Below are 14,962 nucleotides of genomic sequence, written 5' to 3' on the forward strand. Positions count from 1 at the left end.
AGAAGCGCAATCTGCCGAGGGCGGCCGTCACGGCTCAGCGGAAGCGTGTCAGGCTCGGCCCGGCTGGCAGTTCGCCGATGCCGGCCTGGATCGAGGTCCGGGCTGCCCGCGGCGCCTCGACCGCCTTGAACATAGCGCCCATCGACGACAGCACCTCGAAGGAACGGCGCGGCATGTGCCCGGCATTGGCGCCGGCGCTCGGCTGCGCCGGGCCGGTGTTCTTCGCCACGGTCGCCTTGTCGGCGCCCTGCGGCGCGACGCCCGGAATCGGCTTGATCTCGATGCCCTGATGGGCGAACGCCATGATCTCCTTCCAGACCATCGCCGGCAGCGAGCCGCCGGTCATGTTGTTGGTCTCGGAGGAATCGTCGTTGCCGAACCAGACCGCGCCGACGAGATTGCCGGTGTAGCCGACATACCAGGCGTCCTTGTAGCCATTGGTCGTGCCGGTCTTGCCGGCGCTGATCACGCCGTCGAGCGCCGCCCGGCGGCCGGTGCCGGCCGTCGGCACGGTCGACAGCATCTGGTTCATTTCCTGCGCCACCTGGGTGCTCAGCACTTGGGCCGGGGCAGGCTCGTCGCGGTCGTGCCGGTAGATCTCGTCGCCGAGCGAGTTGCGGATCTCGAAGGCGGCATAGGGTTTGGCCCGCTTGCCGCCATTGGCGAAGACCGAGAAGGCGGCCGCCTGGTCGATCACGGTGACCTCGGCGGCGCCGATCGGCAGCGACACCGTGTCGGTGAGCGGCGTGGTCAGCCCCATGGCCCGGCAGGTCTCGACGATCTTGTTGCGGCCGATGCGGGCCGCGCGGGCCTCGTGCGTCTCGCCGGTCGCCTTGCCGATGGCGATCGACATCTGCACGGGGATCGTATTGATCGACTTGGCGAGCGCCACGGTGAGCGGCATCGAGCCGGAATAGGAGCGCCCGTAATTGTTCGGGCACCAGTTGCCGATGCAGACCGGCCGGTCGGTGACGATCGTCGTCGGCTTGTAGAGTCCGGCGCTCATCGCCGCGGCGTAGACATAGGGTTTGAACGAGGAACCGGGCTGGCGCAGGCTCGAGGTCGCGCGGTTGAACTGGCTCGCGCCATAGTCGCGCCCGCCGACGATGGCGCGCACGGCACCGTCCGGGTCCATGATCACCGTCGCAGCCTGACGGGCGCGGTAGGCCTGTCCGTGCTGGCGCAGGATGCTCTCCACCGCCTCGTCGGCGCGCTTCTGGATCGCCGGATCGTGCGGCGTCTTCACGGTCAGCACGCGCTCGGGACCGATCTTGCCGTCCTCGGCGAGCTTGCGGACCTCGTCGAAGGCCCAGTCGAGATAGTAGTCCGGGCTTGAATCGCGGCGCCGGTCGATCGGCTTGGCCGGGTTGCGGCGGGCGGAATCTATCTGCCCGGCCGTCATGAATCCGGCATCGACCATGGCGCCGAGCACGTCATTGGCGCGGGCGCGCGCCGCCGGCAGGTTGACATGCGGGGCGAACTTGGTCGGCGCCTTGAACAGGCCGGCGAGCATGGCGGCCTCGGCGATCGTGACGTCCTTGGCCGACTTGCCGAAATAGTAGTCCGCCGCCGCCGCGACGCCGAAGGTGCCGCCGCCCATATAGGCGCGGTCGAGATAGAGCTTCAGGATCTCGTTCTTGGTCAGCCGGTATTCGAGCCAGATCGAGAGGAAGGCTTCCTTGATCTTGCGGTCGAGCGAGCGCTCATTGCTGAGGAAGAGGTTCTTGGCGAGCTGCTGGGTGATCGACGAGCCACCCTGCACGACGCCGGAAGCCCGCGCATTGACGGTCAGTGCCCGGAAGGTGCCGAAGATGTCGATGCCGAAATGGTCGTAGAAGCGCCGGTCCTCGGTGGCGAGCACCGCCTTGATCAGATGGTCCGGGAGCTCCTCGAGCTTCAGCGAATCGTCATGCCTCGCGCCGCGATGGCCGATCTCCGAGCCGTAGCGGTCGAGGAAGGTGACGGCGAAGACCTGGTTCTTCAGCGCATCCTCGCGGCCTTCGCGAAAGGCCGGGATCGCCAGCAGCAGCATGACGATCGAGCCGGCAATGCCGACATTCAGGCCTTCGCTGACGAGTTCGGTGGCGAGGCGCTTCGGCCCGCGGACGGTGAGGCGGTCGGTCGCGCTGCGGATGCGCTCGTAGATCTCTCCGGCGCGCCGGCCGGCGGCATAGAGCGAATCGTCGAGCCATGAGTCTGCGGCGAGCGCCGAGCGCTTCAGGCGGGTCGTCCAGCGCGCCTTCCTGAACTCGATCACGGACCGGGCCACCTTCAGAATGCCGCGGGTCAGGCCCGCCGCGTCCCTGGACCGGAGGCAGATGTCCGGCCCAGCCTACCGAGATAAGCCTTGCCGGCCTCTGACGGAAGGGGCTTGCGCGGCCTGTGGTCACCAGCAGGTTTCAGGCCAGCACGCCCGTCTCGTTTCGGTACGGAAATGACCCACGCATCGTGCCATTTCTGGCGCTTCAGGCCTTCGTCGCGACCAGCGCGAAACGGGTGGAGGACACCAGCCGCAGAGCATCGTGCAGAGCGGCGCTGCGCTGCTGCGCCCGCACCACCTGCCGGTAATCCGCTGGCTCGATCCGGGCGAAGCCGGCCTCGCGCAGCATCGCGCCGAGGCGTTCATAGCTCAGCCCGTCGCGGAAGAAGAAGCGCTGGGTGATCGAGTCGAACGTCTCCCGGTCGCTGGTATGGACAGTGCCACCGCTGCGCTCGCGCAACCAGGTCGCGCTGCGGTTGATCAGGTTCTGAAGCCAGGAGCGGTTGATCCAGTCGCCGTCGATCACCAGGAGCTTGCCGCCGGGCTTCAGCACGCGGAACCATTCGGCGAAGGCGGCTTCAGGATCGGTCAGGGTCCAGACCAGATGCCGCGTCACCAAGGCGTCGTAGCTCTCGTCATCGTCGAGCAGGCGCTCGGCATCGCCCGCCAGAATCCTCGCCTTGTCGCCATGCTTGGCGCGGGCACGGGCGAGCATGTCCTCGGAAAAGTCGATCGCCGTCACCTTGTGGCCGAGCGAGAGCAAAGCGCGGGTGATCTCGCCGGTGCCGCAGGCAAGGTCGAGCACCTCGAGCGGAGGCGTCCCGAAGGATTGGCGCAGCAGGCTCTGGAAGGCGGCGAGTTCGGCGTCCGACTTGATCGCATGGCCGACCTGCTGGTCGAAGCTCGCGGCGCGGCTCGACCAATAGGCGCGGATCTCCTCCTTCAGCGAGTAGTTCGCGCCGGGGCTGTGTGCGTTGCTGTCTGGCATCGGCTTGCGTCGCTTGGAACGGTTGGCGGACCTGAAAGCACGGACCTCAGAGGGCGGCAAGCTCCGGCCTGCCACGTTGGCTGGACTTGCGCGCCGAGCCCTGGACCACGACGAAGGGGGCCTCGCCATCGCCGGTCTCGACCCGGGCGACGACACCATAGACCTCTTCGAGCAGCGCCGGGGTGATGATTTCGCGCGGCGGGCCGAGCGCGACGAGACGCCCTTTCGCCAGCACCATCACCTTGTCGGCGATGCGCAGGGCCTGGTTGAGATCGTGGATCGCGATCAGAACGCAGATCTTCTTCTCGCGGGCGAGGCGGGCGACGAGGCTCAGCACCTCGAACTGGCGGTGCAGGTCGAGCGCGCTGGTCGGCTCGTCGAGCAGCATGATCTCGGGCTGGCGCACCAGCGTCTGGGCGATCGAGACGAGCTGGCGCTGGCCGCCGGAGAGCTCGCCGAGGCCGCGAAAGGCGAGCTCGGCGATGTCGAGATCGTGAAGCGCCTGGTCGATCGCGGCGAGCTCCTCGTCGCCGACGCCCCAGGAGCCGCCCTGCTTACGGGCGAGCAGGACCGATTCATAGACGGTCAGCACCGCGTTCACGGCTGTGTCCTGCGGCAGGTAGCACGGCGCCTTGCCGGCGCTGCTGACGATCTCGACCGCGCCGGCGCCCGTGGCCATGCCGGCGATGCGGCGGAACAGGCTCGACTTGCCGGCGGCGTTCGGGCCGATTACCGCGACGACCTCGCCGCCGAGCATGTCGGGCGTGCTGATGCCGGTGAGGATCTGGCGCTTGCCATAGGCGACGCCGACTTCGCTGAGGGCGAGGCGCTTCACCATGAACGCCTCCGGCTGGTCAGGATCAGGCTGAAGAAGAACGGCACGCCGACCAGGGCGGTGACGACGCTGATCGGGAAGATCAGCCCGGGGATCAGCGATTTGCTGACCACCGAGGAGGCCGAGAGCAGCGCGGCTCCCGCCAGTGCCGAGGCCGGCAGGAAGAAGCGCTGGTCCTCGCCGATCAGCATCCGCGCGATATGCGGGCCGACGAGGCCGATGAAGCCGATCGTGCCGACGAAAGCGACCGGGACCGAGGCGAGCAGGGCGACGAGCAGCATCGTCTCCAGCCGCAGCCGCTTGACGTCGATGCCGAAGCTCGCCGCCTTCTCGTCGCCGAGCCGCAGCGTCGTCAGCGCCCAGGCGCGGCGGGCGAAGAGCGGCAGGCAGAACAGGAGCACCGCAGAGGTGATGGCGAGCTTGTGCCAGCTCGCCTTGGTCAGCGAGCCCATCATCCAGAACACCACCGCGCCCAGCGCCTGCTCGGAGGCGAAGAACTGCAGCAGTGCCAACAGGGCGTTGAAGGTGAAGACCAGCGCGATGCCGAGCAGCACCACGGTTTCGGTGGTGACGTCGCGGCGTTGGCTCAGCATGTGGATCAGCAGCGAGGCGCCCATCGCCATGATGAAGGCGTTGAGCGGCACGACATAGTCGATGGCGAACGGCACGATCGAGACGCCGAAGACCAGCGCAAGCGCCGCGCCGAAGCTCGCCGCCCCGGAGATGCCGAGCGTGAACGGGCTCGCCAACGGGTTGTTGAGCACGGTCTGCATCTGCGCGCCGGCAATGGCGAGCGCCGCGCCCGTGACCACGGCCATCAGTGCCACCGGCAGGCGGATGTCCCAGATCACCACGCGAACTGCGGCCGGTGCTGTCGACGGCGAGAGCAGGGCGTCGACGACCTGGCCCATGCTGTAGCGGGCCGGTCCGAGCATCAGGTCGACCAGGAAGCAGAGCAGCAGGGCGGCGGCAAAGCCGGCCAGCAGCAGCTTGCGGCGGAAGGCGAGCGCCCGATAGGCCTCGCGGCCTTGAGCTGGCGACGGTTCGGCCGCCGCCTTGTCCACCATGACGGGCGCCAGGCTCACTTGGCCGCCTCGAGCGAGACCCACAGGCCGGGCTCGTAAGGCAACGGCAGGAAGCGCTGGTGCAGCACCTTCATGGTTGCGTCGGGATCGACGTCCTTGAACAGATCGGGATGCAGCCATTTGGCGATCTGCTGGATCGCCACGAACTGGTAGGGGCTGTTGTAGAACTGGTGCCAGATGCCGTGGACGCGGCCGTTCTTCACCGCCGCCGTCTGCGTGAAGGCCGGGCGCTTCATCAGGTTGGCCAGCTTGCGGCGGGCTTCCGTCATGTCGGCGCCGGCGCCGAGGCCGACCCAGTTGCCGCCTGGGACGTAGCCGTCCCAGCTGCTGCCGGTCACGATCACGATATCGGGATTGTCGGCGACGATGCGCTCCGGGTTGATCGTGCCGAAGGTGCCGGGGATCAGCGGTGTCGCCAGGTTACGGCCGCCGGCGAACTCGACCATCTTGCCGAAATTCTCGTTGCCGAAGGACATGCAGCAATCGTCGGAATAGCCGCCGGCGCGCTCGACCATGACGAGCGGGCGCTTGAGATCGCCGACCTTGGCGAGGCGGTCGGTGACCAGCGCGATCTGTTCGGCGCGGTACTTGATGAAGTCCTCGGCGACCTGCTCCTTGCCGAAGAGCTTGCCGATCAGCCGCATCGACGGCTCGGTGTGCTCGAACGGCTTTTCGCGGAAGTCGACATAGACGACGGGGATGCCGACGGAAGCCAGCTTCTCGACGAGCTTGGCCTCGTCGCTGGCGACCTTGGCCTCGATGTTGAGGAAGAGCACGTCCGGCTTCAGCGCGATCGCCTGCTCGATGTCGAAGGCGCCTTCCTTCATGCCGCCGAAGGTCGGCAGCTTCGCGATCTGCGGATAGCGCGCGAGATAGGCCTTGTAGTTCTCGGGGTCGGCCTTGCCGAGATCGTCGCGCCAGCCGACGACGCGCTTGAACGGCTCGTCCTTGTCGAGCGCGGCGACGAAATACATCTGCCGGCCCTCGCCGAGGATGATCTTGCGCACCGGTGCCTCGACCTCGACCTTGCGGCCGATGATGTCGGTCACCGTGATCTTCTCGGCCGCGGCGGGCAGGATGGTGGCCGCCAGGACGCCGGCAGCGGCGAATGCGCGCAGGAAGGTCCGTTTCGTCAGCATCGGAGCGCTCTTGAATGAGGAATTCTTCGGTCCAAATAGGAGCGCAACAGTATTCGGTCAATAATCATAGATTTTAATCATTCTAAATAAAGATTAGAATCAATCAAAATTGATTAGGTTGAGCGCTGCCCATCAGGCGCCGCGCGGGGCTTGCGGTGCTTTCCTCGGCGCGCGTGACGGGGCATAAGCGGCCATGGCTTCATCACCGATCGAGAGCCCGCCCTTCTGGCGGTCGAAATCCCTTGAGGAGATGACCGAGGCGGAGTGGGAATCGCTCTGCGACGGTTGCGGGCGCTGCTGCCTGGTCAAGCTCGAGGACGAGGACACCGGACGCATCCTGGCGACCGATGTCGGCTGCCGCCTGTTCGATGCCGGGACCTGTCGCTGCCGCGACTACGAGAATCGTTCGCAGACCGTGCCGGATTGCGTGACGCTGACCCCGGACGCGGTGCGCACGCTCTCCTGGCTGCCGCCGACCTGTGCCTATCGCCTGGTCGGGGAGGGCAAGGATCTGCCCTGGTGGCATCCGCTGGTTTCGGGCGATCCGCAGACCGTGGTCGAGGCCGGCGTCTCGGTGCGGGGCCGCGTCTATGCCAACGAGGATGAGATCGGCGAGGACGAGATCGTCGAGCGCCTCGTCAACTGGCCGCTGCGCTGGCCGGCGGCGGCGCGCGTGAAGCCCGGAGCGGCTCGCGCCAAGAAGGCAGGTCGAGGCTGAGTCCGGCGTTCCCTTCGAAGATCCCCGAGCCGCATTGGCGGCAAGCGGGTCGGTCCCAGGTTGCGCTCATTGATTGTTCATCCGCTTTTGGGCATGACCACGCCGCGCGGGCGCGCTGCACAGGCAGGCTCCGCGGACTCGAAACCATGCGGGCGCGCCGGCGTTGATGGCGGCGACAAACTCGGAAGAGGCTGGGCTTATGGCAGGCGAGAAGTGGGTCTACACCTTCGGCGACGGCAAGGCCGAGGGCGAGGCGGGCATGAAGAACCTGCTCGGCGGCAAGGGGGCTAACCTCGCCGAGATGAGCAATCTGGGCCTGCCGGTCCCCCCCGGCTTTACCATCACCACCGAGGTCTGCACCTGGTACTACGACAACGGCAAGAGCTTCCCCGCTGCACTCGATGGCCAGGTCAGGGCGGCGCTCGCCGACATGGGCAAGCTCACCGGCAAGACCTTCGGTGACCCCGCCAATCCGCTCCTCGTCTCGGTCCGCTCGGGCGCGCGCGCCTCGATGCCGGGCATGATGGATACGGTCCTCAATCTCGGCTTGAACGACGTCACGGTCGAGGCGGTGGCGCAGGCCTCGGGCGATGCCCGCTTCGCCTGGGATAGCTATCGCCGCTTCATCACCATGTATTCGAACGTCGTGCTCGACGTCGATCACGGCCATTTCGAGGAAGCGCTCGAGGACTACAAGGAGCGCAAGGGCTACCAGCTCGACACCGAGCTCTCGGCCGATGACTGGAAGACCCTCGTCGGCAAGTACAAGGCGATAGTCCAGAAGGAGCTCGGCAGCGCGTTCCCGCAGGAGCCCGAGAAGCAGCTCTGGGGCGCGGTCGGTGCCGTGTTCTCCTCCTGGATGAACAACCGCGCCATCAAGTATCGCGAGCTCAACGACATCCCCGCCGCCTGGGGCACCGCGGTCAACGTCCAGTCGATGGTCTTCGGCAATATGGGCGAGACCTCGGCGACCGGCGTCGCCTTCACCCGCAACCCCTCGACCGGCGAGAACGAGCTTTACGGCGAGTTCCTGATCAACGCCCAGGGCGAGGACGTCGTCGCCGGCATCCGCACACCGCAGGACATCACCGAGGCCGCCAAGATCGCCGCGGGCTCCGACAAGCCTTCGATGGAGAAGGCGATGCCGGAGGCCTATGCCGAGCTCTGCCGCATCTACGGTATCCTCGAAAAGCACTACCGCGACATGCAGGACATGGAATTCACCATCCAGGAGGGCAAGCTCTGGATGCTGCAGACCCGCTCCGGCAAGCGCACCGCCAAGGCGGCGCTGCGCATCGCGGTCGATCTCGCCCGCGAAGGCCTGATCACCGAGAAGGAGGCCGTCGGCCGCATCGAGCCCGGTGCGCTCGATCAGCTCCTGCACCCGACCATCGACGCCAAGGCCGAGCGCCGCGTCCTGACCACCGGCCTGCCGGCCTCGCCCGGCGCCGCCGCCGGCGAGATCGTCTTCACCTCCGAGGCCGCCGAGGCGGCGAAGAAGGCCGGGCGCAAATGCATCCTCGTGCGGGTCGAGACCTCGCCTGAGGACATTCACGGCATGCACGCCGCCGAGGGCATCCTGACCACGCGCGGTGGCATGACCTCGCATGCGGCCGTCGTGGCGCGCGGCATGGGCAAGCCCTGCGTCTCCGGCGCCGGGCAGATCCGCGTCGATTACGCCAAGGCGACGATGAGCGTCGGCCCGACCACGCTGAAGTCCGGCGATTTCGTCACCATCGATGGCTCGACCGGCCAGGTCCTGCTCGGCGAGGTCAAGATGCAGCAGCCGGAGTTCTCCGAGGAGTTCAAGACGCTGATGGGCTGGGCCGACAACGTCCGGCGCCTGAAGGTCCGCGCCAATGCCGAGACCCCGCGCGACGCCAGGACCGCCCGCGAGTTCGGCGCCGAGGGCATCGGCCTCTGCCGCACCGAGCACATGTTCTTCGATGCCGGCCGCATCCTCGCCATGCGCGAGATGATCCTGGCCGAGGAGGAGGCCGGCCGACGCACGGCCCTCGCCAAGCTCCTGCCGATGCAGCGGCAGGACTTTGTCGAGCTCTTCACCATCATGCACGGCCTGCCGGTGACGATCCGCCTGCTCGACCCGCCGCTGCACGAATTCCTGCCGCATAGCGACGAGGAGATCGCCGAGGTCGCGGCAGCGATGGGCACGACGTCAGACAAGCTGAAGCGCCGCGCTGCCGAGCTCCACGAGTTCAACCCGATGCTCGGCTTCCGTGGCGTCCGCCTCGCCGTGGCCTATCCCGAGATCGCCGAGATGCAGGCGCGCGCCATCTTCGAGGCCGCGGTGATCGCGGCGCGCGAGACCGGCAAGCCGGTGATCCCGGAGGTGATGGTGCCGCTGGTGATCGGCTCGCCGGAGTTCGATCTGGTCAAGGCCGGTATCGATGCGATGGCGGCCGCGGTCCGTACCGAGACTGGGGCGAGCCTGAGCTATCAGGTCGGCACCATGATCGAACTGCCGCGCGCTGCGCTGCGCGCCGAGGAGATCGCAAGGACCGCCGAGTTCTTCTCCTTCGGCACCAACGACCTGACCCAGACGGCGCTCGGCATAAGCCGTGACGATGCCTCGTCCTTCCTCGGCTCCTATACGGCGAGGGGCCTGCTGACGAGCGATCCCTTCGTGACGATCGATCAGGAAGGCGTCGGCGAGCTCGTCAGGATCGCGGTCGAGCGCGGCCGCAAGTCGCGCCCCGACATCAAGCTCGGCATCTGCGGCGAGCATGGCGGCGACCCGGCCTCGATCGGCTTCTGCGAGAGCGTCGGCCTCGACTACGTTTCCTGCTCGCCCTTCCGCGTGCCGATCGCCCGTCTCGCCGCCGCGCAGGCGGCCCTTGGGGCGATCAAGGCCAAGGACGCCTGAGGCAGGCTAGAGCCCGTTCCGATCGATCAGCTTGCACCGCAAGCTGATCGATCCGGCTCTAAGCGTCGCCGCTGGTTCACGGCGTGATCAGGATCGCGCCGTTGACCCGGCGCGCTTCCGCGGCCTCGTGGACCGCAGCGATGTCGTCGAGGGAAAAGCGTGCGCCGATCTCCACGGCGACATCTCCCTTGGCCACGGCATCGAAGAGGTCGGCGGCATTGGCCCGAAACGTCGCCGGGTCGGCATTGTGCGGGAAGACGGATGGGCGCGTCAGGAAAAGGCAGCCCTTCTTGTTCAGCAGTTCCGGCTCGATCGCTGGCGCCTTGCCTGAGGCCGCCCCATAGCTGACGACGAGGCCGAAGGGCGCCGCGCAGTCGAGCGACTGGATCAGCGTGTCCTTGCCGATCGCGTCGTAGACGACCCGTGCCTTGCGCCCGCCCGCAGCCTCGATGAAGGCGTCGGGCCAGGCGGGGTCGTTGAGGTCGATCACCGCCTTGCAGCCTGCCGCCAACGCGGCGTCGCGCTTCTGCGGCGAGCCGGTGGTGCCGATGACAGTCGCGCCCAGCGCCGTCGCCCAGCGCGTCAGGATCTGGCCGACGCCGCCGGCCGCCGAATGGACGAGCAATAGGTCTCCGGGCTCGACGCGGTGCGTCTTGCGCAGCAGGTACTGCGCGGTCATGCCCTTGAAGAGCAGCGTCGCGGCGGCCTCGTCAGAGACACTGTCGGGGAGCTTGACCAGCTTGTCGGCCGGCACGTTACGCCTGTCGGCATAGGCGCCGACACCGGCATGCATGTAGGCGACCCGCTCGCCCATGGTCCATCCACTCACCTCTGCGCCGAGCGCCTCGATCACGCCCGCGGCCTCGAAGCCGAGCCCGGTGGGCAGCGGCAGCGGATAGACGCCCTTGCGCTGATAGACGTCGATGAAGTTGAAGCCGATCGCCGTCTGGCGCAGCGTGACCTCGCCCGGTCCCGGCGCCGGAAGCTCGCGTCGCGTGACGGAAAGGACGCTCGGCGGTCCGAAGGTTTCGAGAACAACGCTGCGGCTTGTCGTCATGTCGCTTCCGCTCCAGAGATGATCGTCGCAATGGGGCACATCACAAGGTACGATACAAGTCGTACCTTTCGCTGCTCCAACCTGAAGGGCTGACACGTTGCCAGATGAAAACGGCCATCCCGCCGTCGACGAAATCGAACTCGGCGCGGTTTTCGCGGCGCTGGCCGATCCGTTGCGCCGGCAGGTGGTGCTGACGCTCGCAGCGGCGCCTGACGAGATCCGCCATTGCAGCGCGTTCGACCTCCCGGTCACCAAGGCGACGCGCACCCATCATTTTCGGGTATTGAGGGAGGCCGGCCTGATCCGGCAAGTCGATCTCGGCAACAGCCGCACCAACCAGTTGCGCCTGTCTGATCTGCAGGCGCGCTTCCCCGGTCTCGCCGATCTCCTGCTGTCGGAGGCTGCGAACATCGGCACCGCGAAAGGAGGAGCGGCATGACGAGGGCGCTCACCACCATCGGCTTCGATGCCGACGACACGCTCTGGCAGAACGAGCAGTTCTTCCGGCTGACCGAGGACCGCTTCGTCGCGCTGCTCGGCGAGCATGGCGCGGCAGCCGAGATCTCCGGCAGGCTGCTCGAGGCCGAGAAGCGCAATCTCGGTTTCTACGGCTTCGGCATCAAGGGCTTCACCCTCTCGATGATCGAGACGGCGATAGACGTCACGCGGGGCCAGGTTTCGTCAGCCGTGATCGGCGAAATCCTTGCCGCCGGTCGCGAGATGGCGGCCCATCCGGTCGAGACCTTGCCGCACGCTGCCGAGACATTGGCGGCGCTCGCCGGCGATTATCGTCTCGTGCTGATCACCAAGGGCGATCTCTTCGATCAGGAGCGCAAGCTCGCCCAGTCCGGTCTCGGTGATTACTTCGACGCGGTCGAGATCGTCAGCGACAAGACGGTTGCGACCTATCAGCGGCTGTTCGCCCGCCATGGCACCGGGTCCGAGCGGGCGCTGATGGTCGGCAACTCGCTGAAGTCCGACATCGTGCCGGCGCTGGCTGCCGGCTCATGGGCTGCGCATGTCCCGCACGCCCTGACCTGGGCGCTCGAGCATGCCGAGGAGCCCGCGGGCGAAGTGCGCTTCCGGAAACTCAGCGATCTCGGAGGGCTCGTCGGCCTCGTTCGCGAGATCGGCTGATCCTCGCATAAGGTGCCTCCAACGGGTCGGGGAGGGCCGGATCGACCCGGAATCGGGCCTCTCTGGACCAATCTTGCAAATCGTGCTACCTCGCCCCACGTAAGACGAGATGCGGCCGGGTTCTGGCCAATCCTCCGCGCGGGTAACCGGTCGGCGGGCACGATTCAGATCCACCACACATCGCTACAAGACCATGATGAGGCGTCCGCGCGCCGAGCCATGGGTCGCAACGATACGCGGATCTGAAACGTAAGGATTTCATCCATGAACAAGGGCACCGTGAAGTGGTTCAATTCCACCAAGGGCTACGGCTTCATCACCCCTGAGAACGGCGGTCAGGACATCTTCGTCCACATCTCCGCCGTCGAGCGGGCCGGCCTGCGTGAGCTGCACGAAGGCCAGGTCGTCTCCTACGAGCTGATCGCCGATCGCAAGACCGGCAAGTCCTCGGCCGGCAATCTCGCCGTCGCCTGAGCGATCGAAATAGCGGGCGGGTCTCCGGACCCGCTCGTCCCCCTAGGCGGGCAAAAGCCTGCACGACACGATATCCTCCGGCGCAGTGGCTAGCGGTTCGCCGGACGGAAAGAACTTCATACGTAGACCGAGTATTGCATGACGCGGCGCTTCCGTTCTCCACGTGCGCCCCTTGCTCACCGGTCCTGGAAAGACCTGTTTTGACAAAATTCACCGACCTCGGCCTCGCCGAGCCGCTTCTCAAGGCGCTCGCGGCCGAAGGTTATGAGACGCCTACGCCGATCCAGGCGCAGGCGATCCCTGCGATTCGCGACGGCCGTGACCTGCTCGGCGCCGCCCAGACCGGTACCGGCAAGACGGCGGCCTTCTCGCTGCCGATGCTTCACCGGCTGCTCGGCCAGCCGCGGCGCATGCAGCCGCGCTCGGTGCGCGCGCTGATCCTCTCGCCGACGCGCGAGCTTGCGGCGCAGATCGAAGCCAATATCCGTGGCTACGCCCAGTTCACCTCGCTGAAGTCGACCGTGATCTTCGGCGGCGTGCCCGTCGGCAAGCAGATCCGCGCGCTCGGCCAGCATGTCGACATCCTCGTCGCCACGCCCGGCCGTCTGCTCGACCTCGTCGACCAGCGCGCTGTCTCGCTGCGCGAGATCGAGTTCCTGGTCCTCGACGAGGCCGACCAGATGCTCGACCTTGGCTTCATCCATGCGCTGCGCAAGATCGCGACGCTGATTCCGAAGCAGCGCCAGACCCTGCTGTTCTCGGCGACCATGCCGAAGGCGATCCGTGAGATCGCCTCCGCCTATCTGACCGACCCGGTCGAGGTCGCGGTCGCCCCCGTCGCGACCACGGCCGAGAAGATCGAGCAGCGCGTCATCTTCACGGAAGCCGGCCAGAAGCCGGCTCTGCTGGCGAAGACCCTGAGCGTTCCGGAGATGGAACGCGCCATCGTCTTCACCCGCACCAAGCACGGTGCCGACAAGGTCGTGCGCCAGCTCGAGCAGTCCGGCATCAAGTCGGCCGCGATCCATGGCAACAAGAGCCAGGGCCAGCGTGAGCGGGCGCTCGGCGCCTTCCGCGACGGCGAGTTGCGCATCCTGGTCGCGACCGACATCGCGGCGCGCGGTATCGACGTCGACGGCATCAGCCATGTCGTCAACTTCGACTTGCCGAACGTACCCGAGACCTATGTCCACCGCATCGGCCGCACGGCGCGCGCTGGCGCCTCGGGCGTCGCCATCGCCTTCTGCACGCCGGAAGAGCGCGGCGATCTCGCCGGGATCGAGAAGCTGACCAAGGTCGCGCTGACCCCGGTCGGCGAAGTGCCGTATTGGGATGGCCGCACGCCCAAGAAGCCGCCGCAGAACCAGGGCCGTGGCGGCCGTGGCCAGCAGGGCGGCGGTGGCCGCGACCATGGCCGCCCCGAGGGGCAGCGCCAGGGTCAGCGCCAGGGCGCCAAGTCCGGCAACGGTGGCGGCCATAACGGCGCCGGCCGCAATGGTGGTGGCCAGCGCAGCGATGCGCCACGTCCGAGCCAGCCGCGTGGCGAGCGTCCGGCACAGCGCAATGATGCGCCGGCAGCGCGAAAAGAAGCGGCTTCTGGCAATGAGGGGCTTGGCGGCGTCGCGTTCTTGCAGCAAAGAACGGAACAACGACGCACCAATGGCGCAAGGCGGCGCGCGAACTGACGCGCTGAGTGCCCGACGGGTCGGATTGCGGCAGGCTGTCGCTCCGACCCTTGCGCCGAAGAGAAGACGAAGGATCAGGGAATGGCGAAGGAAGAACTTCTCGAATTCGACGGCACCGTGGTCGAAGTGCTCCCGGACGGAAACTACCGGGTCAAGCTCGACAACGATCACGTCATCCTGGCCTACGCGGCCGGCAAGATGAAGAAGAACCGCATCCGCACCATCGCCGGCGACCGCGTGGTCGTCGAGATGTCGCCTTACGATCTCGATCGTGGCCGCATCAACTTCCGCCAGAAGACCGCGAGCCCCGGCCCGATGCCGCCGCGGCCGCAGAACTTCCGCCGGCGCTGAGCCGCCGATGCGCTTCACCAAGCCCGAGCAGTTTTTCATCGCTGCAGGCGTCGGGCTTGGCGCGGCGGCCTCGCTCGCCGCCAATACCGGCTGGATCGCGAAGGGGGGCACGTTCCCGCCCTTCGTCTACGTGCTGCTGGGCCTCGGCCTTGTTGAGGTCGCGGTCAGCCTCCTGATGCGCCAGCCGCCCGGCTCGCTCTTCACCTTTCCGGCCCGTATCCTCGCTTTCGCCCTCGGCGTCGGCGTGCTGATCCTGCTGACCGGCGGGCTCGCCTGAGCGAGCCGCGCTCCGACAAATCCTACTCGTCATTCCGGACAAGCGGCGTAGCCGTGCAGTTCCGGAATCCAT

General features: G+C 67.1%; 14 protein-coding genes. 8 read left to right on the top strand and 6 right to left on the bottom strand.

Features of this window, described 5'->3' with window-relative positions; genetic code table 11:
* Positions 1–34: 34 nt before the first annotated feature.
* The 5 genes from DK26_RS03565 to DK26_RS03585 form a co-directional block, all read right to left on the bottom strand.
* Positions 35–2,257 (bottom strand): PBP1A family penicillin-binding protein, encoded by a 2,223-nt coding sequence (locus tag DK26_RS03565; protein WP_066468340.1) that lies wholly within the window; start codon positions 2,255–2,257, stop codon positions 35–37.
* A 208-nt stretch (positions 2,258–2,465) separates the two neighbouring features.
* Positions 2,466–3,248: a class I SAM-dependent methyltransferase gene (locus DK26_RS03570; RefSeq protein WP_066468342.1), complete on the bottom strand. Its 783-nt coding sequence runs from the start codon at positions 3,246–3,248 to the stop codon at positions 2,466–2,468.
* Between the two features lie 46 nt (positions 3,249–3,294).
* Positions 3,295–4,086: an ABC transporter ATP-binding protein gene (locus DK26_RS03575; protein WP_066468344.1), complete on the bottom strand. Its 792-nt coding sequence runs from the start codon at positions 4,084–4,086 to the stop codon at positions 3,295–3,297.
* The gene (locus DK26_RS03580) at positions 4,080–5,150 is read right to left on the bottom strand and encodes an iron ABC transporter permease (protein ID WP_066468783.1); all 1,071 of its coding nucleotides are present in this window, start codon (positions 5,148–5,150) and stop codon (positions 4,080–4,082) included. The genes DK26_RS03575 and DK26_RS03580 overlap by 7 nt, the downstream gene beginning before the upstream one ends.
* A 14-nt stretch (positions 5,151–5,164) precedes the next feature.
* Positions 5,165–6,307: an ABC transporter substrate-binding protein gene (locus tag DK26_RS03585; protein ID WP_066468346.1), complete on the bottom strand. Its 1,143-nt coding sequence runs from the start codon at positions 6,305–6,307 to the stop codon at positions 5,165–5,167.
* Between the two features lie 193 nt (positions 6,308–6,500).
* Between DK26_RS03585 and DK26_RS03590 the strand changes: the two genes are divergently transcribed.
* Entirely contained in the window at positions 6,501–7,025 is a 525-nt protein-coding gene (locus DK26_RS03590; protein ID WP_066468348.1) for a YcgN family cysteine cluster protein, read from the top strand.
* A 199-nt stretch (positions 7,026–7,224) separates the two neighbouring features.
* Positions 7,225–9,909, top strand: coding sequence for a pyruvate, phosphate dikinase (gene ppdK / locus DK26_RS03595; RefSeq protein WP_066468351.1), 2,685 nt, complete (start codon positions 7,225–7,227; stop codon positions 9,907–9,909).
* A 76-nt stretch (positions 9,910–9,985) separates the two neighbouring features.
* On the opposite strand, the gene DK26_RS03600 is transcribed toward ppdK, so the two are convergent.
* Entirely contained in the window at positions 9,986–10,966 is a 981-nt protein-coding gene (locus DK26_RS03600) for a quinone oxidoreductase (protein WP_066468352.1), read from the bottom strand.
* Between the two features lie 97 nt (positions 10,967–11,063).
* Here DK26_RS03600 and DK26_RS03605 point away from each other — a divergent pair, with 97 nt between their 5' ends.
* The 6 genes from DK26_RS03605 (at position 11,064) to DK26_RS03630 (ending at position 14,890) form a co-directional block, all read left to right on the top strand.
* On the top strand, positions 11,064–11,405 hold the full coding sequence (locus DK26_RS03605) for a helix-turn-helix domain-containing protein (protein ID WP_066468354.1): 342 nt from the start codon (positions 11,064–11,066) through the stop codon (positions 11,403–11,405).
* A complete protein-coding gene (locus DK26_RS03610; RefSeq protein WP_066468356.1) occupies positions 11,402–12,103 on the top strand; it encodes an HAD family hydrolase in 702 nt (233 codons plus the stop codon). The genes DK26_RS03605 and DK26_RS03610 overlap by 4 nt, the downstream gene beginning before the upstream one ends.
* 264 nt (positions 12,104–12,367) lie before the next feature.
* Entirely contained in the window at positions 12,368–12,577 is a 210-nt protein-coding gene (locus DK26_RS03615) for a cold-shock protein (RefSeq protein ID WP_066468358.1), read from the top strand.
* Positions 12,578–12,777: 200 nt separating this feature from the next.
* Positions 12,778–14,262 (top strand): DEAD/DEAH box helicase, encoded by a 1,485-nt coding sequence (locus tag DK26_RS03620; protein ID WP_066468360.1) that lies wholly within the window; start codon positions 12,778–12,780, stop codon positions 14,260–14,262.
* A gap of 81 nt (positions 14,263–14,343) precedes the next feature.
* Positions 14,344–14,613, top strand: a complete 270-nt coding sequence (infA, locus tag DK26_RS03625; RefSeq protein WP_057187732.1) for a translation initiation factor IF-1 — start codon at positions 14,344–14,346, stop codon at positions 14,611–14,613.
* Between the two features lie 7 nt (positions 14,614–14,620).
* Complete coding sequence (locus tag DK26_RS03630; protein ID WP_066468362.1) at positions 14,621–14,890, top strand: hypothetical protein; 270 nt, start codon at positions 14,621–14,623, stop codon at positions 14,888–14,890.
* Positions 14,891–14,962 lie beyond the last annotated feature (72 nt).

Origin of the sequence: Allobosea sp. WAO, assembly GCF_001509835.1 — a bacterium.
Lineage (GTDB): Bacteria > Pseudomonadota > Alphaproteobacteria > Rhizobiales > Beijerinckiaceae > Allobosea.

Bases quoted from the DNA above. Each gene is read 5' to 3' on its own strand.
- DK26_RS03570 (WP_066468342.1), bottom strand. From the start codon at position 3,248: ATGCCAGACAGCAACGCACACAGCCCCGGCGCGAACTACTCGCTGAAG.
- DK26_RS03575 (WP_066468344.1), bottom strand. From the start codon at position 4,086: ATGGTGAAGCGCCTCGCCCTCAGCGAAGTCGGCGTCGCCTATGGCAAG.
- DK26_RS03580 (WP_066468783.1), bottom strand. From the start codon at position 5,150: ATGGTGGACAAGGCGGCGGCCGAACCGTCGCCAGCTCAAGGCCGCGAG.
- DK26_RS03585 (WP_066468346.1), bottom strand. From the start codon at position 6,307: ATGCTGACGAAACGGACCTTCCTGCGCGCATTCGCCGCTGCCGGCGTC.
- DK26_RS03590 (WP_066468348.1), top strand. From the start codon at position 6,501: ATGGCTTCATCACCGATCGAGAGCCCGCCCTTCTGGCGGTCGAAATCC.
- ppdK (WP_066468351.1), top strand. From the start codon at position 7,225: ATGGCAGGCGAGAAGTGGGTCTACACCTTCGGCGACGGCAAGGCCGAG.
- DK26_RS03600 (WP_066468352.1), bottom strand. From the start codon at position 10,966: ATGACGACAAGCCGCAGCGTTGTTCTCGAAACCTTCGGACCGCCGAGC.
- DK26_RS03610 (WP_066468356.1), top strand. From the start codon at position 11,402: ATGACGAGGGCGCTCACCACCATCGGCTTCGATGCCGACGACACGCTC.
- DK26_RS03615 (WP_066468358.1), top strand. From the start codon at position 12,368: ATGAACAAGGGCACCGTGAAGTGGTTCAATTCCACCAAGGGCTACGGC.
- infA (WP_057187732.1), top strand. From the start codon at position 14,344: ATGGCGAAGGAAGAACTTCTCGAATTCGACGGCACCGTGGTCGAAGTG.
- DK26_RS03630 (WP_066468362.1), top strand. From the start codon at position 14,621: ATGCGCTTCACCAAGCCCGAGCAGTTTTTCATCGCTGCAGGCGTCGGG.